General features: G+C 46.1%; 19 protein-coding genes and 1 tRNA gene. 7 read left to right on the top strand and 13 right to left on the bottom strand.

Features of this window, described 5'->3' with window-relative positions; translation table 11 throughout:
- Position 1: 1 nt before the first annotated feature.
- Positions 2 to 1,213, bottom strand: a complete 1,212-nt coding sequence (locus ICN49_RS01875; RefSeq protein WP_216165083.1) for a phosphoglycerate kinase — start codon at positions 1,211 to 1,213, stop codon at positions 2 to 4.
- A 203-nt stretch (positions 1,214 to 1,416) separates the two neighbouring features.
- On the opposite strand from ICN49_RS01875, the gene ICN49_RS01870 reads away from it, so the two are divergent.
- From ICN49_RS01870 to ICN49_RS01850, 5 genes are read left to right on the top strand one after another with little or no spacing between them, the layout of a single operon-like run.
- Positions 1,417 to 2,340, top strand: coding sequence for a branched-chain amino acid transaminase (locus ICN49_RS01870; RefSeq protein WP_216165080.1), 924 nt, complete (start codon positions 1,417 to 1,419; stop codon positions 2,338 to 2,340).
- A gap of 26 nt (positions 2,341 to 2,366) precedes the next feature.
- Positions 2,367 to 2,555, top strand: coding sequence for a zinc-finger domain-containing protein (locus tag ICN49_RS01865; RefSeq protein ID WP_216165077.1), 189 nt, complete (start codon positions 2,367 to 2,369; stop codon positions 2,553 to 2,555).
- Between the two features lie 51 nt (positions 2,556 to 2,606).
- Positions 2,607 to 3,650 carry a lipopolysaccharide heptosyltransferase II gene (gene waaF / locus ICN49_RS01860; RefSeq protein ID WP_216165073.1) on the top strand — a complete coding sequence of 348 codons (1,044 nt, stop codon included), beginning with the start codon at positions 2,607 to 2,609 and terminating at the stop codon, positions 3,648 to 3,650.
- Between the two features lie 28 nt (positions 3,651 to 3,678).
- Positions 3,679 to 4,113, top strand: a complete 435-nt coding sequence (locus ICN49_RS01855) for a YybH family protein (protein WP_216165070.1) — start codon at positions 3,679 to 3,681, stop codon at positions 4,111 to 4,113.
- 7 nt (positions 4,114 to 4,120) lie between these two features.
- Entirely contained in the window at positions 4,121 to 4,747 is a 627-nt protein-coding gene (locus tag ICN49_RS01850) for a DUF2946 family protein (protein WP_216165067.1), read from the top strand.
- A gap of 3 nt (positions 4,748 to 4,750) precedes the next feature.
- Here ICN49_RS01850 and ICN49_RS01845 read toward each other — a convergent pair whose 3' ends face one another.
- The gene (locus tag ICN49_RS01845; protein WP_216165064.1) at positions 4,751 to 6,481 is read right to left on the bottom strand and encodes a M48 family metalloprotease; all 1,731 of its coding nucleotides are present in this window, start codon (positions 6,479 to 6,481) and stop codon (positions 4,751 to 4,753) included.
- A 23-nt stretch (positions 6,482 to 6,504) separates the two neighbouring features.
- Between ICN49_RS01845 and moaC the strand changes: the two genes are divergently transcribed.
- Positions 6,505 to 6,981 (top strand): cyclic pyranopterin monophosphate synthase MoaC, encoded by a 477-nt coding sequence (moaC, locus tag ICN49_RS01840; RefSeq protein WP_216165061.1) that lies wholly within the window; start codon positions 6,505 to 6,507, stop codon positions 6,979 to 6,981.
- Positions 6,982 to 7,054: 73 nt separating this feature from the next.
- Here moaC and ICN49_RS01835 read toward each other — a convergent pair whose 3' ends face one another.
- The 10 genes from ICN49_RS01835 to ICN49_RS01790 all read right to left on the bottom strand — a co-directional run bounded on the left by ICN49_RS01835 (position 7,055) and on the right by ICN49_RS01790 (position 15,160).
- On the bottom strand, positions 7,055 to 7,573 hold the full coding sequence (locus ICN49_RS01835) for a pilin (RefSeq protein ID WP_216165060.1): 519 nt from the start codon (positions 7,571 to 7,573) through the stop codon (positions 7,055 to 7,057).
- A gap of 136 nt (positions 7,574 to 7,709) precedes the next feature.
- The gene (locus tag ICN49_RS01830; protein ID WP_216165057.1) at positions 7,710 to 8,417 is read right to left on the bottom strand and encodes a TerC family protein; all 708 of its coding nucleotides are present in this window, start codon (positions 8,415 to 8,417) and stop codon (positions 7,710 to 7,712) included.
- Between the two features lie 75 nt (positions 8,418 to 8,492).
- Positions 8,493 to 9,386: a succinate--CoA ligase subunit alpha gene (sucD, locus tag ICN49_RS01825; protein ID WP_216165053.1), complete on the bottom strand. Its 894-nt coding sequence runs from the start codon at positions 9,384 to 9,386 to the stop codon at positions 8,493 to 8,495.
- Between the two features lie 15 nt (positions 9,387 to 9,401).
- Entirely contained in the window at positions 9,402 to 10,571 is a 1,170-nt protein-coding gene (gene sucC / locus ICN49_RS01820; protein WP_216165051.1) for an ADP-forming succinate--CoA ligase subunit beta, read from the bottom strand.
- A gap of 187 nt (positions 10,572 to 10,758) precedes the next feature.
- A complete protein-coding gene (locus ICN49_RS01815; RefSeq protein WP_216165048.1) occupies positions 10,759 to 11,283 on the bottom strand; it encodes a regulatory protein RecX in 525 nt (174 codons plus the stop codon).
- Between the two features lie 4 nt (positions 11,284 to 11,287).
- Positions 11,288 to 12,379: a recombinase RecA gene (recA, locus tag ICN49_RS01810; protein WP_216165045.1), complete on the bottom strand. Its 1,092-nt coding sequence runs from the start codon at positions 12,377 to 12,379 to the stop codon at positions 11,288 to 11,290.
- A gap of 119 nt (positions 12,380 to 12,498) precedes the next feature.
- The gene (locus tag ICN49_RS01805) at positions 12,499 to 13,032 is read right to left on the bottom strand and encodes a DUF2878 domain-containing protein (protein WP_216165041.1); all 534 of its coding nucleotides are present in this window, start codon (positions 13,030 to 13,032) and stop codon (positions 12,499 to 12,501) included.
- 60 nt (positions 13,033 to 13,092) lie between these two features.
- Positions 13,093 to 13,169: transfer RNA gene (locus tag ICN49_RS01800), tRNA-Met, on the bottom strand.
- Between the two features lie 43 nt (positions 13,170 to 13,212).
- Complete coding sequence (locus ICN49_RS01795) at positions 13,213 to 14,664, bottom strand: MmgE/PrpD family protein (RefSeq protein ID WP_216165038.1); 1,452 nt, start codon at positions 14,662 to 14,664, stop codon at positions 13,213 to 13,215.
- A gap of 88 nt (positions 14,665 to 14,752) precedes the next feature.
- A complete protein-coding gene (locus ICN49_RS01790) occupies positions 14,753 to 15,160 on the bottom strand; it encodes a hypothetical protein (RefSeq protein ID WP_216165035.1) in 408 nt (135 codons plus the stop codon).
- A gap of 49 nt (positions 15,161 to 15,209) precedes the next feature.
- On the opposite strand from ICN49_RS01790, the gene ICN49_RS01785 reads away from it, so the two are divergent.
- Complete coding sequence (locus tag ICN49_RS01785; protein WP_216165033.1) at positions 15,210 to 15,821, top strand: MOSC domain-containing protein; 612 nt, start codon at positions 15,210 to 15,212, stop codon at positions 15,819 to 15,821.
- Positions 15,822 to 15,886: 65 nt separating this feature from the next.
- Here ICN49_RS01785 and ICN49_RS01780 read toward each other — a convergent pair whose 3' ends face one another.
- On the bottom strand, positions 15,887 to 17,557 hold the full coding sequence (locus ICN49_RS01780) for an MFS transporter (RefSeq protein ID WP_216165030.1): 1,671 nt from the start codon (positions 17,555 to 17,557) through the stop codon (positions 15,887 to 15,889).
- Between the last annotated feature and the right edge of the window lie 132 nt (positions 17,558 to 17,689).

The following is a 17,689-nucleotide window of genomic DNA, read 5'->3' as shown; positions in this document are numbered from 1 at the left end:
TTTAGTCTTTCGCTCTTTCAGCAAGTACTGCAAAGGCTGGTAAGGTTTTTCCTTCCAAAAATTCAAGAAAGGCACCACCGCCAGTAGAGATGTAATCCACTTGATTCTGAATTCCGTACTTAGCAATTGCTGCCAAGGTATCACCACCACCAGCAATAGAGAATGCTGGTGAATGTGCAATAGCTGCAGCCAACATCTTGGTGCCGCCGCCAAACTGATCAATCTCAAATACGCCGAGAGGGCCATTCCAAACAATCGTGCCAGCGTGAGCCAGCATAGTTGATAAACGCGCTGCGGTCTTTGGACCGATATCCAAAATCATGTCATCTTCAGCTACTTGATCTGCGGCGACTCGGTTAGCGCGTGCCAAAGGTGAGAGCTCATTGGCGACCACCACATCTTCAGGAATAGGTACATGCGCGCCGCGCTTTTCCATAATCTCCATGATCTCCCGAGCTTCATCAACTAAGTCTGGTTCAGCTAAAGACTTGCCAATTGGAAGACCCTTTGCCAACATAAAAGTATTGGCAATACCACCGCCAACGATTAACTCGTCTACTTTGTCGGCCAATGCTTTCAAGATGGTTAATTTAGACGACACCTTAGAGCCAGCAACAATCGCAACTAGCGGGCGCTTAGGACTTGCCAAGGCACGACTCAAAGCATCAAGCTCAGCAGCCATCAATGGACCAGCGCAAGCAATCGGTGCAAACTTAGCTACGCCATTGGTGGTTGCTTCAGCACGATGGGCTGTACCAAATGCATCATTTACATACACGTCACAGAGTGCAGCAATCTTTTTCGACAGCTCATCGGAATTCTTTTTCTCGCCTACATTCAAGCGACAGTTTTCAAGCAAAACCAATTCGCCAGGATTGAGCTCAAACCCACCATCCACCCAATTACTCACCAGCGGCACCTTGCGATTGAGTAATTCGGCCATCCGATGCGCCACTGGAGCAAGGCTGTCCTCCGACTTAAATTGACCCTCGGTTGGACGCCCTAGATGAGAAGTCACCATGACAGCTGCGCCAGCATCCAAACACATCTGCACTGCTGGCATGGAGGCCCTAATCCGAGTGTCCTCAGTAATATTGCCCGCCTCGTCTTGCGGCACATTCAGGTCAGCACGGATTAAGACCCGCTTTCCTTTAAGTAGGCCTGCAGCGGCTAAATCACTTAAGCGTTTGACTTTAAATAAGGTGTCCGGCATAGGGGGATATTCAGTGAAATAAGGCGATTTATTGGGAATCCTCCATTCTAAATCGTCTAGCCCCGAAAGCCCCAAAGGAAGCAAATAACTTAGGCGCTCCCTGCTCTACAATAAAGACTTGGACGCATCTCAGTCTCAGCCAAAGGGCTAGCTGTGGGGTCGCCCCGATTAACCCGATTTATCAGACACAAAAGGTAGAGAAAATGTCGATGTCCGACCGCGATGGCTTCATTTGGTCCGATGGGAAGTTAGTTCCCTGGCGTGAGGCTAATATTCATGTGCTAACCCACAGTCTCCATTACGGAATGGGCGTTTTTGAAGGTATTCGCGCCTATAAAACCCCTCAAGGCACAGCGATTTTCCGCCTCCCAGAGCACGTTAAGCGCTTATTTAATGGCACTAAGATCTTTCAAATGGCGATGGAATACACCCCAGAGCAGATCTCCAACGCCATTATTGAGGTAGTAAATAGCAATAAGCTCGAAGCTTGCTATATCCGCCCCATCATCTTTATTGGCTCTCAAAAACTGGGAATTTCGCCTAAAGGCAACACTATCCATATAGCCATTGCTGCTTGGGAATGGGGTGCCTACTTAGGTGAAGATGGCCTCAATAAAGGGATTCGCGTAAAAACCTCATCCTTTACCCGTCACTTTGTGAACTCCTCACTAGTGCGCGCCAAAGCATCCGGCTATTACATCAACTCCATTTTGGCCAACCAAGAAGTGACCGCCAATGGATATGACGAAGCCTTGCTTCTAGATACAGAGGGTTATGTTTCTGAAGGCTCCGGCGAAAATATGTTCATGGTTCGCAATGGCATCGTCTACACGCCTGACCTAGCTTCTTGCCTAGACGGCATTACGCGTGACTCGATTATTCAGATCGCCAAAGATCTCGGCTATGAAGTTCGTGAGAAGCGCATTACTCGAGATGAAGTGTATTCAGCTGACGAAGCTTTCTTCACCGGCACTGCTGCTGAAGTAACGCCTATTCGCGAACTGGACGACCGCATTATTGGTGATGGCACACGTGGCCCAATCACCACCCAGATTCAAGCAACGTATTTTGATGCTGTCTACGGTAGAAGCGATCAATACAAGTCTTGGCTCACCTACGTTAAGTAATCACTACAGTAATTAGGAACCGGAATATGACTCAAGCTCAAGTTGTAATGGTGGATGGTAAAGATTTGCCATTGCATTGCCCAACCAATAACACTCCCGGCTGGAACTCGCATCCACGCGTCTTTCTAGATATTACTAAAACAGGTGAAGCGAAGTGCCCGTATTGTGGCGCTGATTACAAACTCATCCCTGGCACTGCGCCACACGGGCACTAAAGCTCATCAGCACCCCTCAGCAATCTGGGGTGCTGCATCGGGATACATTACATGCGCCGTATTCTGATCATCGCCCCCAACTGGATTGGGGATGCCGTTATGTCTCAGCCGCTACTAGCAGAGCTGAAAGCCTCATACCCTGATTCACAGATTGATGTTCTGGCAAGCAGTTGGGTTGCTCCAATCTATCGAGCCTGTTCAGAAGTCAATGAAGTTATTGAAGCCAAGTTAGAGCACAAACAACTGCAGTGGAATCTACGTCAGCAACTAGCCAAGCAACTGCAAGCTAATCAATACACCATCTGTTTTATATTGCCTAATAGCCTGAAATCAGCCCTCATACCTTGGCTAGCCAATATTCCATTTCGCATTGGGTATCGTGGCGAACTGCGCTTTGGTTTGATTAACTTCTCACTGCCTAACCCAAGCAAAGTAAATCGCCCACCAATGGTGGAGCACTACTTAGCATTAGCAAGTCTTCTAGATGAAGAGTCCACACCAGAAAAAGTGCGGAATAACTCCAATATACCCACGCTCAATGTTTTAGAACAAGCAAAACAATCCGTTACAAAAAAACTTCGGAACGTCAATATCAACCCGCAGGCAGTCTACGTGTTTTGCCCCGGTGCGGAGTATGGCATTACGAAACGCTGGCCTACCGAGCATTTTGCAAAGCTTGCACAAGAACTTTCTGAAAATAACCCAGATAGCCACATCATTTTGCTAGGCAGTAAAAGTGATCACGCCTTGGCTGAAAATATTCAACTGCACGCACCTAACTTGTCGAATATTCATAACTGGTGCGGCAACACTTCTTTAGATGAGGCTATTGCCTTGATCAACATGAGCCAGGCCGTGGTTAGCAATGATTCTGGTCTAATGCATATTGCTGCAGCGCTAAGAACTCCTCAGGTAGCCATCTTTGGATCCAGCGACCCACATCACACGCCGCCACTCTCCGATCAAGCAAAAGTGCTCTGGCTTAATCTACCGTGTAGTCCCTGTCATAAAAGAGTATGCCCACTAGGCCACTTAAAGTGCTTAAAAGACATCACACCAGAACAAGTATTTAGTACTATCAAGACGCTATATTAATTACTAACTTTTCCCCAGAAAGTAAGCCATGTCAAAACTTGCAAGACTCTTTCACAATGCTGATGAAGTAGTAGATGCTTGGAGAGATGCTTTGCGGCTCCGCGACGTTAAGGGTGCGCTAGATATTTGGCTAGATGATGACTCCATCACTTGCGTATTGCCTGAAGGCCATAGACTTAGTGGTCATGCTGAAATCCGCAAAGGCTTAGAACGTTTACTTGCAAAGCAAGCTCTGTTTCTGGAACCTATTGCTTGCATTAGCCACACCATCTTAGGCGCAGCAATCTATGACACTACAGAGGCGGTTCACCTGGGACCGGATCAAATAGAAACTGCCTTCTTCTTGAATATCACCCTCGTATTGCTTCAAGATAGTCAAGGTTGGCGCATTGCTCACCTACATGCCAGCCATTCAACCGATGAAACCTTTGATGCACCCTCCACACCTCACGGACTGCACTAAATAAATAATGGATGAGCAAGTTCTTCGCTCGCTCATCAAGTGGCCCAATGTGCCACATTGCTTTGGTTGGCTTGCCTTAGATCGTCGCGGTCAGTGGCGCATGCGTGATGAGTTCGCACAAGCAAACAACTTACCTGGAAACGCTATTCAGCATACAGCCTTGAACGAGTTCATCGCACGCAACTACGCCTGCGATACAAAGGGAAGATATTTTTTTCAGAATGGACCACAGCGCGTCTTCATTACTCTAGATGCGACACCATGGATTGTGCGCATCATTCCAACAGATGCAGAACCAAATCTTCTGACTCAGTGTCAATCTTCCTTTAAACCACAGGGTGCATTAAGCGATGAGTCTGGAAATATTTACATCACCGGGCTAGTAAAGAACACTGTTGACGAAAGTGCTAATGCAGAAAATACCTCAAATGACTTTATCCAAATAGAATGTCCAAGCATTGCGCTCTTACATGATCACGACTTAGATTTGTTTGCAGATCTAGCCAAACTACGCGAGGAAGCCTGCAGCTTTGGAGGTTCCTGGAGTTGGCATGGAGAGACGCTTCCTCTAGATCCCATTCACTCCGATGAACTGAGTGAATGCTTTGGCTTTGTTAAAAAACCAAAGGAATAGGGTCTAGCCCATTGGGCTTTTTTTCGCCTGCTCCCTAAGCTCTTCTTGATACTGTCTTTGCATCTCTCTTAAGCGTGCATCAATGGTGGAGTTCTGATAAAAATCAGAACCACCAGAAGACCTAGCAATTTTAAGTTGTTCGATTGCAGCAGGCCACGCACCTTCAAGCGCATATTTCTCACCCAGGGCGTAATGGCGCATTGGCACATTCTTGGCTTGATCGTAGGCATTCGATAACATGCCCCACCAAACCACTTCATTAGCTTGAGATCTGGTACGGGCCTTTAGCCAAGCAATCGCATCATTGGTACGACCCAATTTAAGATAGGCATTGACCATCGCAGCTCCCGCCGCATAGGACAGTGGATAAGCCTTCAAAGTGGCTTGTGCAATTTGCAGTGCCTCTTCATTTTTACCTTTCGCCAAAGCTAACTCAGAAGAGGTGATATCTAAAGACAAGCTCTGTCTCTGAATTGGGGATCCTGGCGCGCTCGATGCATGTGCGATGTTTCGAGCCTGCTGCAAATAGACTTCAGCTTGATCGATCTTACCTTGGCGCTGCGCAATCAAAGCTAGGCCATAAAAACCTTCCATCTGCTTTCCAGGTTCAGTTTGCTTGCTCAAACTTTCAAATTGATTTTTCAGGTCATACATCCCACTGGTTGTGCCTGACTGTTCCATGCGGGCACGCGCTTTAATAAAATAAAATTCAACGGCTGTTGGCACGGTTCTTGGCGCCACAGTGCGCGCCCGGTCTTGCATGTCCGCAATCCGGTCTGTTGTTAAAGGGTGAGTGCGCACATAGGCTGGAACGCCGTGATCCATAATGCCGGTGGCTTTTTGTAAGCGCTGGAAGAAGCTAGGTGCGCCATTAACGTCATAACCGCTGGTATCTAGAATCTGAAAGCCGACGCGATCCGCTTCTCGCTCAGCATCTCGTGAGTAGGACAATTGGTTGCTAATTGCTAATGCTTGACCTCCCTGCATTAAACCAGCGGCAGCACTAGGATTTCGAGAGGCAGCCAATGCACCGAGAAGCACTCCTGCAAGCGCAATCATGGTGTTCATCCCTTGCTTATCCATTTGGCGAGCCAAATGGCGTTGCAGAACGTGGCCCGTTTCATGGCCCATTACAGATGCCACTTCAGAGTCTGACTCTGCATTCACAATCAAACCTGTATGAAAGCCAATAAACCCACCAGGTAAAGCAAACGCATTAATACTGCTGTCTTTAACAGCAAACACTTCAAAGTTATAAGCGCCACTACCTTGCTCATTTGCACCACCCAACTGTGCCTTCTTGGCCGCTTGCAATAAACGGCGCTCCATCTGGTTTAAAAAGTCATAAATAGGCAAGTCATTGGAATAATCTGCATCCGGCCGAATCTGGCGCATGATCATTTCGCCATATTTGCGCTCATCTACTCGACTTAAAGAATCGCCACCTGGGTCGCCCATATCCGGCAATACAATCGTTGGCTGACTCTGGAGGGTATTGCGATTTGGCAAATTTGAAGAACGCGCCTCTGGGGACTGCATTGCTCTACCAATATTTTGCTGAGCAGCTGAATCGCCTTGGACAGAAACATCTCCAGCCACTACCGGCGTAGCTGAAGCAGCAAAAGTAGTGCCAATTCCAGACCAAGCTAGCGCTAGAATCAGCTGATACGCCAAAATACGCTTAAATACTGAAGGCCGAGATACCGGCAAATCTGATGTCTTTATGACTTCCATCCCTATATGGTAAAACTTATCCCATGAACAAACTAACTCATTTTGATTCTAGCGGCCAAGCCCATATGGTAAATGTTGGCGATAAACCCAATACCCATCGCATTGCTATTGCTACAGGCAGGATTACGATGCTCCCAGAAACCTTCAATATGGTTGATGCTGGAACTCATAAAAAGGGCGATGTTCTCGGTATTGCCCGTATTGCTGCCATTCAGGCGGCAAAAAGGACTTCAGACCTTATTCCACTGTGCCATCCACTAGCCCTCACCCACGTTAGCCTAGAGTTCCAACTCAACAAAGCGGAAAGTAGCATCGCTTGCCAAGTGAGAGCAGAAACAACTGGCCCTACCGGCGTGGAAATGGAAGCGCTCACCGCAGTCCAGGTCGCCCTCCTCACAATTTATGACATGGCGAAAGCCGTTGATCGAGGAATGGTGATGGGAGAAATAAAACTCTTAGAAAAAAGTGGTGGGAAGTCCGGAGAATGGAAGTCTGGATGAACTAGGCTTGTGTCTGCTCCATTAAAAAGCCACCCTTGGGTGGCTTTGTGCTTTTCTTATTCCTTGTTTTTGCTTACTTACTAATCCTGCACTCGGACGGCAGTAGCTGAGATAAGAGATTGGTTTCGGTAGATCTGCATGACCAACCACCAGCCCAGGTTGAGCCCTCTGGTTTAGATAGATCAAGTGGCTTAGGCACATTAGCATCAGGCTCATTTGTTGGCACAAGATGTAATGTGTTTTTACCTTCTGGCGCTACGCTAATTTGATAATCAATTGCTATAACGCCTGATGGAGTTACTTCAATTAATTTCACGCTACGAGTAGGTGCGAAGGTAAACGAACCACTGGTTGCCTCATCCATAGGAACGGTGCCACGACTCGCAAAAGCTTCCGTTACGGCTAGCTTTGCACTGGAGGATAAATTCATGCCCTCAACCACACGACTGCGTGCGATGTAATCTTGATATTGTGGAACGGCAACAGCCACCAAAATTCCAATGATGGCAACTACCACCATCACTTCAATTAAGGTAAAGCCAGCATCTTGCTTTGCCAGCTGATCTTGGTCTTGTTTCGGATTGATTTGCATTATTTCCATTCCTAGCTCCTGAGGGGTTAAATCCTCATACTCCAGTCTATACCTTCATTAATCTAGAGTGTTAGGCATAAGAAAAGCCGGCTTTAGAGGCCGGCTTTTCTGATTCAATTGGATGTAGAAGCTGGCTTTATGCAGCCTCTTTTTTGGCATTCTTTTTCTTAAGATAGGTTCCCAGCAAGAGAACAATAGCAACGCCAATACCCTCAAAGATCATATGTGCATCTTCCATTGCCGCTTGCATGGAATCTTTGATTGCAGGATCCTCAACAAGCATGCCACCAGCCAATAAACCGAGCAGCCCAGCGCCCAAAGTAATAATGATCGGAAAGCGATCCATCACCTTAAGTAGCAATGTGCTACCAAAAATAATTAAAGGAATAGATAAGCCGAGACCAACAATCAACAGAATTAAACGTGTTTCTTCTGGGCCCTTTTGTGCGGCGGCAGCCACAGCAATCACGTTATCCAAACTCATGACTAAATCAGCAATCAAGATTGTACGGATAGCCCCCCAAATATTGGAGTGGCCATGCATCTCAGCTTCATCCCCACTATCAGCCAGCAACTGAACGCCGATATATACCAAGAGAATGGCACCAATAATCTTCAAATACGGCAGAGTTAATAACTGAACCGCAGTGACAGTTAGTATCACGCGCAAGATAATAGCGGCAGCACTACCCCAGAATATTGCTTTCTTTTGTTGAGATGCCGGCAAGTTGCGCGAAGCCATAGCAATGACAACTGCGTTATCGCCTGACAACAAAATATTGGCAACAATAATTGAAAGCAATGCCCCCCAGAATGCCGGTCCAGAAAATATTGATAAATCCATATCGTCTCCTACTTTTTTATGTTTTAACTACAGGGTAATACAAAAGGGCACCAAATGATCGGCGCCCTTGTTTTATTACAGCATTGCTTTCAACAAAGCAGCCATTTCCGATGGGTTTCTGGTGACAGTGAAGCCACACTCTTCCATCACAGCAAGCTTGGCATCAGCAGTATCAGCACCACCAGAAATCAAAGCGCCTGCATGGCCCATTCTTTTTCCAGGAGGCGCTGTAACGCCAGCAATAAAGCCAACTACAGGCTTTTTCATATTGTCTTTACACCAACGCGCTGCTTCAGCTTCATCTGGTCCGCCGATCTCACCGATCATGATGACTGCATCCGTTTCAGGATCATCATTAAACATTCTCATGATGTCGATGTGCTTTAAACCATTAATTGGGTCGCCGCCAATACCAACAGCAGTTGATTGACCCAAGCCGATTGCCGTCAACTGGCCAACTGCTTCATAAGTCAAAGTACCAGAACGACTAACAACGCCGATACGGCCTTTCTTATGAATATGCCCTGGCATGATGCCGATCTTGATTTCGTCTGGAGTAATGATGCCTGGGCAGTTAGGGCCAAGTAATAAAGTCTTTTTACCGCCAGCAGCTTCTTTTGCCTTCATCTTATTGCGCACTTCCAACATATCGCGCACTGGAATACCTTCAGTAATACAGATGACAAAGTCAAGATCAGCTTCTACAGCTTCCCAAATCGCAGCAGCAGCTCCAGGAGGTGGAACATAAATAACCGAAGTAGTTGCACCAGTTTGCTGAGCAGCTTCTTTAACAGTGCCGTAAATGGGGATATTAAAAATGGACTCGCCAGCTTTTTTAGGATTTACACCAGCAACAAAACAATTTTTGCCGTTAGCGTATTCCTGACATTTTTCAGTATGAAACTGACCAGTCTTACCGGTAATACCTTGTGTAATGACCTTGGTGTTTTTATTAATCAAAATAGACATATTGAAATTCCTTGATTATTTATTTTTGGCAACAGCAGCAACTACCTTAGTAGCAGCTTCAGCCATTGAATCGGCGCTAATAATTGGCAAACCAGAGTCAGCAAGAATCTTCTTGCCAAGTTCTTCGTTTGTACCCTTCATGCGCACAACCAAAGGCACAGTTAAGTTCACTGCTTTACATGCTGTAACCACGCCATCGGCAATCACGTCACATCGCATAATGCCGCCGAAGATGTTAACCAAAATTGCTTCTACACTTTTGTTCTTGAGCATGATCTTGAAAGCTTCAGTGACCTTTTCTGCTGTAGCGCCACCACCTACATCCAAGAAGTTAGCTGGCTCGCCGCCAAACAACTTAATCGTGTCCATAGTTGCCATCGCCAAACCTGCACCGTTCACCAAGCAGCCAATGTTGCCATCTAAAGAGATGTAAGCGAGGTCAAATTTCGAAGCTTCAATCTCTGCTGCGTCTTCTTCATCGATATCGCGATAAGCAACGATCTCTGGATGACGATACAAAGCATTGGGATCAAAGTTAAATTTAGCGTCAAGGGCCTTGATCTTCCCATTACCTTCGAGAATCAATGGGTTGATCTCGACCAATGATGCGTCGGTATCCCAATAGGTCTTGTACAAGTTTTTAAATACATCACGCGCCATCGGGATTGAAGCATCTGGAACGCCTATGCCTTTAGCTACGATGTCGCAATCAGCATCTGTTAAACCAATCAATGGATCAACAAATACTTTAATAATTTTTTCTGGATGGGACTCAGCAACTTCTTCGATATCCATTCCACCTTCGCTAGAAGCCATGATCACATTCTTCTGTGTTGCACGGTCCGTAACGATACTAAAGTAATACTCTTTTTTGATATCTGCGCCATCTTCAATCAAGAGGCGATTTACTTTTTGACCTTCTGGTCCTGTTTGATGCGTCTTGAGCTGCATACCCAAAATTTCAGAAGCATATTTTTTCACTTCATCCATGCTCTTGGCTAATTTCACACCGCCACCTTTACCGCGACCACCTGCATGAATCTGCGCTTTGACAACCCAAATTGGACCGCCTAGCTTTTCGGCAGCCTTTATTGCCTCATCAACACTAAACGCAGGAATGCCATTTGGAACAGGCACATTAAATTGGCGCAGAAGTTCTTTGCCTTGGTACTCATGAATTTTCATAATTACTCCAGAAACGGTATCTTTTTAGCAAGCGATGAGGATAAATAAAGCCGATTTGACCTGAATCTCAGATTTACCCTTTATGCGCTAAACCTAGCTTTTTTGTATAAATGAGACCGGTTTTACCGACTCTGTAAGTCTAGCATGCTGCAACGCGGCAATTACGCCTCACTAATCCGTACTTGCCCTAGTCAAAACGCCCGCCGAGGACTTTTGACACCACCTCAGAGCTAAATCCCTTGGAAGCCAAGAAGCGATATTGCCTTGCCCGCTCTTTTTGCTCTTGACCTAGTGTGCCAAATTTTTTTAGCCAAAGCTCTTTGGCCCGCTGATATTCAGTTTCCCGCAACCCTTGGATCAACTCAGCTGCCTTATCGCTATCGACCCCAGCTCTTTGCAGTTCATCTTGTATCTTGCGCGCTCCGTATCGCTCACTCCTGCGTCGCACTAGCGCCTCGGCAAAGCGCTCATCTGAGAGCCAACCTCTAGCCTCAAAGTCATCTAACACTTCTTGAATTTGCAGAGTCACGGGCTTACCAATGACATCTGACTCTTGTTTATCCTCTTTTGATGAAAGCTTGGCATACCTTGCGGCAGATTCTTCTAATTTTGCTGCCAAGCCTTTCCGGCTGTATTCACGTAAAGATAAAAGACGCAAAGCCCGAGCTTTAAGACTCGGGCTTTGTTTAGTTTTACTACCTAGTTCTGACATCGAACTATTCGACTTCCTCTTCTGCGCTCAGCACATCACTCACTACGGCTGACCCGGCTTTCACGCCTAACTTTGCACGAATTTTTGCTTCGATATCTTGAGCGATTGCTGGATTCTCTTTTAAGAACTCACGCACATTGTCTTTACCTTGACCAATACGGTCGCCGTTGTAGCTATACCAAGAGCCTGATTTCTCAACGATATCGGCCTCAACGCCCATATCGATGATTTCGCCTTCTCTTGAGATACCAGCGCCATACATGATGTCAAAGATCGCTTCGCGGAATGGTGGAGAAACCTTGTTCTTCACAACCTTGACGCGGGTCTCGTTGCCAACAATCTCATCGCCCTTCTTGATGCTACCAATGCGGCGAATATCTAAACGCATAGACGCGTAGAACTTAAGGGCGTTACCGCCAGTCGTGGTTTCTGGGGATCCAAACATTACACCAATCTTCATACGAATCTGGTTAATGAAAATCACAGTTGTGTTGGTACGCTTAATGGCACCAGTCAACTTACGCAAGGCTTGACTCATTAAGCGGGCCTGCAAGCCTGGCAATGAATCACCCATATCACCTTCAATCTCCGCTCTTGGAACCAAGGCGGCTACTGAGTCAATCACGATTAAATCGATCGAACCTGAGCGCACCAATGCATCCGCAATTTCTAATGCTTGCTCGCCAGTGTCTGGCTGAGAAATCAATAAATTATTGACGTCCACACCTAAGCGGGAGGCATATTGAACATCTAGTGCATGTTCTGCGTCAATAAATGCGCAGGTTCCGCCTAGCTTTTGCATTTCTGCAATGGCATGCAAAGTTAATGTTGTTTTCCCCGATGACTCTGGGCCGTAAATCTCAATGACACGGCCACGCGCTATACCGCCAACTCCCAAAGCTATGTCCAAGCCAAGAGAACCGCTAGAGACTACCTGAACATCTTGATTAATTTCAGCATCGCCCAATCTCATGATTGAGCCCTTGCCAAATTGCTTCTCAATTTGCGCCAAGGCCGCCGTTAATGCTTTTTGCTTATCTCCGCTCATTCCCTCAAATTCTGAGGAGGCTGATTTTCTTTTTTCATCCAAGGCCATTTTTTGATTCCTTTTCGCTATGTATTGGGCTTATTTCCGAATTTTCTTCTACTGTCTAACATCTTAGAAGTTACTGTATATAAAAACAGTACTCTTTGCAAGTAACTTTTTTGAAGAAATTACGGATTTTTGACGAAACCTTGTTCCAAAGGCGTTTTATCCCAATAAAAGAACAGTGGTATTGCAACACCCCAGATAACCCCAATGATGATGAATCCCATTATTTGGCCGCCAGGACCCCAGGATCCTGCTCCCATGCGTATCCCAGCCTCATAAGACATTGGGCCACAAATTGCCCCCAGGACCGCCCCAAGAATCGGTCGACCCCTGAGCCAGGAAAGCGATCCATTGATAGTGCTAGCGACTAGGGCCCATAGAACCCACATCCATAAGGGAGAGACAAAGGGGCTTGGCCACTCGTCTTTAAAGTCTAGTAAGCCTAAATGCATAACAAGTGTGTCAGCGCTCACTCCATATATAACCGCCTTAATTAAAAGGCTTGTTTCTACCTTAGGTAAGGGTGATCGCCAAATATGAAAAATAATATAGGCCAAGGTGCCCGCCACAGCCCACAGTACCTTTTGATTAGCCGCGCCCCATACACAGGCAAACCAGCCAAGCTGAAAAAGGACAAAGTTCCAAAATTTAGCCATATTGAAGACTCGAGAGACCTAAGAAAAAGGCCACTGCCGCTTGGCAATGGCCTTTTGATTTGGTGGCGATTCAGGGATTCGAACCCCGGACCTGTGGATTATGATTCCATCGCTCTAACCAACTGAGCTAAATCGCCGAACGTATGATTGTATCAAAATCAGCTTGATATGACACCACCCTTAAACCGGCTTCTTTAGTAATGGGCTAATGGTTTTGATGCTCTTGACGCTCTCAAGTGTCAAGCTTGCCTCTATCAAGGCATTGGATTGTCTCTTGCCCAAAACTGGCCCCATCAGGTCTTGGCATTTTGCTATGACCTCATCCCTGCCCATTGGATTGCGAGGGGTGCCGCGCACGGCATCAACGCGCTCAGTCAGAATTGATCCGTCCTTTAATTCAATCTCAACAATGGCCACCCTGACAGGCAAAAACTGCGAAAGCGCTGAGTCGGGAATTAGCTGAACTTTTGAACGCACAGCCAAGACTTCTGGATTTTGCATCCTAGCAATGTCATGCGCTGCTTTGAATGAAGCTGTTTTATCCAACAACATGACGGCTGCCATATATTGCAGACAGATATCGGGCATGTCGCGGTTATCAACTACCTTAGCTACAGCCGGCTCAAGCCTTATGCGTACCGCTACAACTTGGGAAGAATCAAAAGGATGTTTGCGACGAATGCTCTCAATTGCATCAAGGGGGCCTTGTATTGGTGAGCCAACTGACCACTTTTTAATATCTGTTTGTGTAATCTCAAAACGCTCACCTAATTTCTCAGTCAACTGTGCACGATCTGCACTAGGTGCGGTGGCTAAAAAATAATTATCAGGGCCAGAAAAAACATCATTCACACCATTCCATCCCGAGTGAACTAGTAGCGCAGAAATCACACCATTTTTGGCGGGCATTCCCCCAAAGACAAAGGCCTTCTCAATATGATCTGTATCTCTTCCCCAGGATGCAATTCCAGAAGACTGTTGGGCCGTGTAATCCAATAACCAACGCATCTGTTGCGCATTCAGGCCGGCTGCACAACCTGCGGCGGCGGCTGCTCCAAAGACGCCTGCAATGCTATGAGAACTTTTATGACTCTCATAGCTAAATTTGGGGCCGCCCATCGCCATCAGCAAGCGTGTACCAATGTCATAACCCAGTGTGACTGCGCGCAAGAAATGGGTTCCACTAATATTGAGCTCCTCACCAACAGCAAAAGAAGCAGGAATCACAGCGCACCCAGGATGGGAACGGGAGCGACCATGGGAATCATCAGTCTCATCAGCATGACCCATTACGCCATTCACCATTGCAGCATCAGCAGCGCCGGAGGTAAATGGTGATGCCATCACAGTTTGACTTCCCCTACTGCCGTGTAGCTTGATATATCTCAGCGCTGCTTGACCTGGCAAAAGCTCTGAGCCAGAAATAATGGCGGCAAAGGTATCGAGCACATGTAGCTTAGCTTGCTCCAACACCTCAGGCGGCAAAGCTTGATTCTCTGCCGCACCCATATAACTACTCAATACAAGCATCTCGGAACTCAAAATATTATTTTGGGCCCGCGCAAAGTTCGCTGGCATTAATAAGCTTAAGGGAGCCAAGCTTGCGCCACCCAGAAAGTTTCTTCTATTCATGATTGGAGTCTCTTTTTTTATTTCATACTAGCCCAAAATAAAGCATTGGACCCTTCTTGATCTAGCGAAAAAGTTGCACGCCCTATAGCTACTTAATTTGAAAGATGCTCACTCCAGGCTCTCTGCCATACCGAACATAAACTTCCACTTTCTTGGCTAGAAATAGCTTTTTAAGAACCTCATCCTTGTTTTCAAAAGTAATCGCTGTTTGTTCCGGGTAATGTGAGAAGGTATCACTCATCACCTCCAGATCCACGCCATCAATTTTGATTTGGTTGATAGTGCGTTTAAGAAGACGATCCTTTTGGATAAAAATCAGGCGTTTGATATATTTATCCAACACTAGCTTGTGACCTTGTTCATTGGTCTTGTAGTAGTAGATAAACTCTTCTTTGCCATTGGTGGTGACATCGCGCTCCTCGTCCCACTTGGCATATACAAGATGGCCCATCGCCATGCAAAGCAATCCCACCACAATCCTGATATATAAACTCATCATTCACTTTCTTCGACTTATGATGTGATCTTATCAGGCGAAAACCTTCATGCGACTCTTATCCATCTCTTCTGGCAAAGTTACCCCACTCTTTGGTGACCATCACCCCAATTACAAAATAGTAGCGTCAGCTATTCGCAAGCAAGCGATTAGCACCTTAAATAGTCCTGAGTCTGTAGAAATCACCAGGCTAGGTGTTCAGGGAGATGAACAAGCAGATCCCTCAGTGCACGGCGGACTTGAAAAAGCAATCTATGTATACCCAGCAGAGCACTATGCCTTTTGGAATGCGCTGCTGACGCGAGAAACTAAAAAATCAGTGCAACTTCAGTACGGCGCCATCGGAGAAAATTTTACGATTGAAGGCTTACTAGAAACAGACGTATATGTTGGTGACAAGCTCATCATTGGTGGCCTAGAGTTTTCTGTGGTCAAGTTACGCGAACCCTGCTTCAAATTTAATGCCGCTATGGGCTACAAGGGTGCTGCAAAAGCCATGTTGCAATCTGGCTTTAGCGGCTGGTACTTAAGAGTGCATCAAGCCGGAAGTCTGACTGCTGGCGTGGACATCAAACATGTTTCTGGGCCCAAAGACATCTCTATAGACGCACAAAATCGAGCACTCCTGAATCGCAGCAATCAACACAATTTGTGGGAATAAAAAAACCCGACCACTCAGTGATCGGGTTTCAAATGTATCGCACTAAAACTACTTAGTGCAGATCTTTAATCACGTGCATAGATATCTACGTCTTTTGTTTCTTTAACAAAGAGTACGCCGATTACCAATGTCATTGCAGCAATGATGATTGGATACCAGAGACCGTAGTAAATATTACCGTTTTGCGCTACCAAGGCAAAGGAGATCGTTGGCAACAAGCCGCCGAACCAACCGTTACCAATATGGTATGGCAAGGACATTGATGTGTAACGAATGCGGGTTGGGAACATCTCAACCAACATAGCCGCGATTGGGCCGTAAACCATCGTTACCAAGATCACGAGGTAGAACAAGAGAAGGAACACGGCAAAATAATTAATCGCAGCTGGATCAGCTTTAACTGGATAACCCTCTTTATTTAACGCCTCACGAATAGCTTTCTTAAACTCAGCATCTTTCGCTTTTGCATCAGCTGGATCCAAACCTTTGGCTGTATAGCCAGGGATTTCGAGATCGCCAATTTTCACAACAGCTACTGTGCCAGCAGGAGCGGCAACAGTGGTGTAGCTAGCAGAGTTAGAAGCCATCACTTGTTTTGCAATATCGCAAGAACTTGTGAACTTAGCTGTACCCGTTGGGTTGAACTGGAACGTACATTCATTTATATCAGCAGTAATCGTTGCTGGTGCAGTTGCCATAGCTTTTTCTAACGCTGGGTTAGCAAAGTGGGTCAAGGCATTAAATACTGAAACTGGAGTATTTGGAATGTAAGTAATAACAGCCAACAACAAGCCAGCCATGATGATGACCTTACGGCCAATCTTATCTGACAAGCTACCAAATACTACGAAGAATGGTGTGCCGACTACTAATGAAGCGGCAATCAACAAGTTCGCTGTCTTAGCATCTACTTTCAATACCTGAGTGAGGTAGAACAAAGCATAGAACTGACCTGTGTACCAAACCACCGCTTGACCTGCAACCAGACCAAACAATGCCAAGATAACAATCTTCAAGTTCTTCCATTGACCGAATGATTCTGTCAAAGGTGCTTTAGACAATTTACCTTCATCTTTCATCTTCTTGAAAGCTGGAGATTCGTTCATCGACAAGCGGATGTAAACAGAAACAGCCAACAAAGCAATAGAAACAATGAAGGGAACACGCCAGCCCCAAACATCAAAGTCTGGACCAGTAAGTTCACGGGTGAACAAAATCACGAGCAAGGATAAGAACAAACCAAGAGTGGCCGTTGTCTGAATCCAAGCTGTGTATGCACCACGCTTACCGTGAGGAGCATGTTCTGCAACATAAGTAGCTGCGCCACCGTACTCACCACCCAAAGCCAAACCTTGAAGCATACGTAATGCAATCAAGATCACTGGAGCGGCAACGCCAATAGTTGCGTAGTTAGGCAGAATACCTACGACAAATGTCGCACCACCCATGATCATAATAGTGACCAAGAAGGTGTACTTACGACCAATCAAGTCACCCAAACGACCAAATACCAACGCACCAAATGGGCGCACGATAAAGCCTGCAGCAAATGCCAATAAAGCGAAAATGAAGGCAGAGCCTGCATCTAAGCCTGAGAAAAACTGTTTGGCAATAACAGCAGCCAATGAACCGTAAAGATAAAAGTCGTACCACTCAAAAACCGTACCTAAAGAGGAAGCAAAAATAACTTTGCGTTCTTCAGCGGTCATTGGGGCTGCTTTAATTGATGTTGACATCAGTAGCTCCTAAATTATTTTTGTATAGAAAATAAACAACGAGCCAATTATGCGATGAAAATTTCCTTAGAAATCCCTTAGTTAGGGTAATTCCCCATCAAATGAGATCGGGGTTTTCCCCGAGTTCTACAA

Source organism: Polynucleobacter finlandensis (assembly GCF_018881755.1).
Lineage (GTDB): Bacteria > Pseudomonadota > Gammaproteobacteria > Burkholderiales > Burkholderiaceae > Polynucleobacter > Polynucleobacter finlandensis.
The sequence above is the reverse complement of the archived record's forward strand: the minus strand, read 5'-3'. Positions and strand labels throughout refer to the sequence as shown.

Coding starts and splice junctions, on each gene's coding strand:
- ICN49_RS01875 (WP_216165083.1), bottom strand. CDS start 1,213: ATGCCGGACACCTTATTTAAAGTCAAACGCTTAAGTGATTTAGCCGCT.
- ICN49_RS01870 (WP_216165080.1), top strand. CDS start 1,417: ATGTCGATGTCCGACCGCGATGGCTTCATTTGGTCCGATGGGAAGTTA.
- ICN49_RS01865 (WP_216165077.1), top strand. CDS start 2,367: ATGACTCAAGCTCAAGTTGTAATGGTGGATGGTAAAGATTTGCCATTG.
- waaF (WP_216165073.1), top strand. CDS start 2,607: ATGCGCCGTATTCTGATCATCGCCCCCAACTGGATTGGGGATGCCGTT.
- ICN49_RS01855 (WP_216165070.1), top strand. CDS start 3,679: ATGTCAAAACTTGCAAGACTCTTTCACAATGCTGATGAAGTAGTAGAT.
- ICN49_RS01850 (WP_216165067.1), top strand. CDS start 4,121: ATGGATGAGCAAGTTCTTCGCTCGCTCATCAAGTGGCCCAATGTGCCA.
- ICN49_RS01845 (WP_216165064.1), bottom strand. CDS start 6,481: ATGGAAGTCATAAAGACATCAGATTTGCCGGTATCTCGGCCTTCAGTA.
- moaC (WP_216165061.1), top strand. CDS start 6,505: ATGAACAAACTAACTCATTTTGATTCTAGCGGCCAAGCCCATATGGTA.
- ICN49_RS01835 (WP_216165060.1), bottom strand. CDS start 7,573: ATGCAAATCAATCCGAAACAAGACCAAGATCAGCTGGCAAAGCAAGAT.
- ICN49_RS01830 (WP_216165057.1), bottom strand. CDS start 8,417: ATGGATTTATCAATATTTTCTGGACCGGCATTCTGGGGGGCATTGCTT.
- sucD (WP_216165053.1), bottom strand. CDS start 9,386: ATGTCTATTTTGATTAATAAAAACACCAAGGTCATTACACAAGGTATT.
- sucC (WP_216165051.1), bottom strand. CDS start 10,571: ATGAAAATTCATGAGTACCAAGGCAAAGAACTTCTGCGCCAATTTAAT.
- ICN49_RS01815 (WP_216165048.1), bottom strand. CDS start 11,283: ATGTCAGAACTAGGTAGTAAAACTAAACAAAGCCCGAGTCTTAAAGCT.
- recA (WP_216165045.1), bottom strand. CDS start 12,379: ATGGCCTTGGATGAAAAAAGAAAATCAGCCTCCTCAGAATTTGAGGGA.
- ICN49_RS01805 (WP_216165041.1), bottom strand. CDS start 13,032: ATGGCTAAATTTTGGAACTTTGTCCTTTTTCAGCTTGGCTGGTTTGCC.
- ICN49_RS01795 (WP_216165038.1), bottom strand. CDS start 14,664: ATGAATAGAAGAAACTTTCTGGGTGGCGCAAGCTTGGCTCCCTTAAGC.
- ICN49_RS01790 (WP_216165035.1), bottom strand. CDS start 15,160: ATGAGTTTATATATCAGGATTGTGGTGGGATTGCTTTGCATGGCGATG.
- ICN49_RS01785 (WP_216165033.1), top strand. CDS start 15,210: ATGCGACTCTTATCCATCTCTTCTGGCAAAGTTACCCCACTCTTTGGT.
- ICN49_RS01780 (WP_216165030.1), bottom strand. CDS start 17,557: ATGTCAACATCAATTAAAGCAGCCCCAATGACCGCTGAAGAACGCAAA.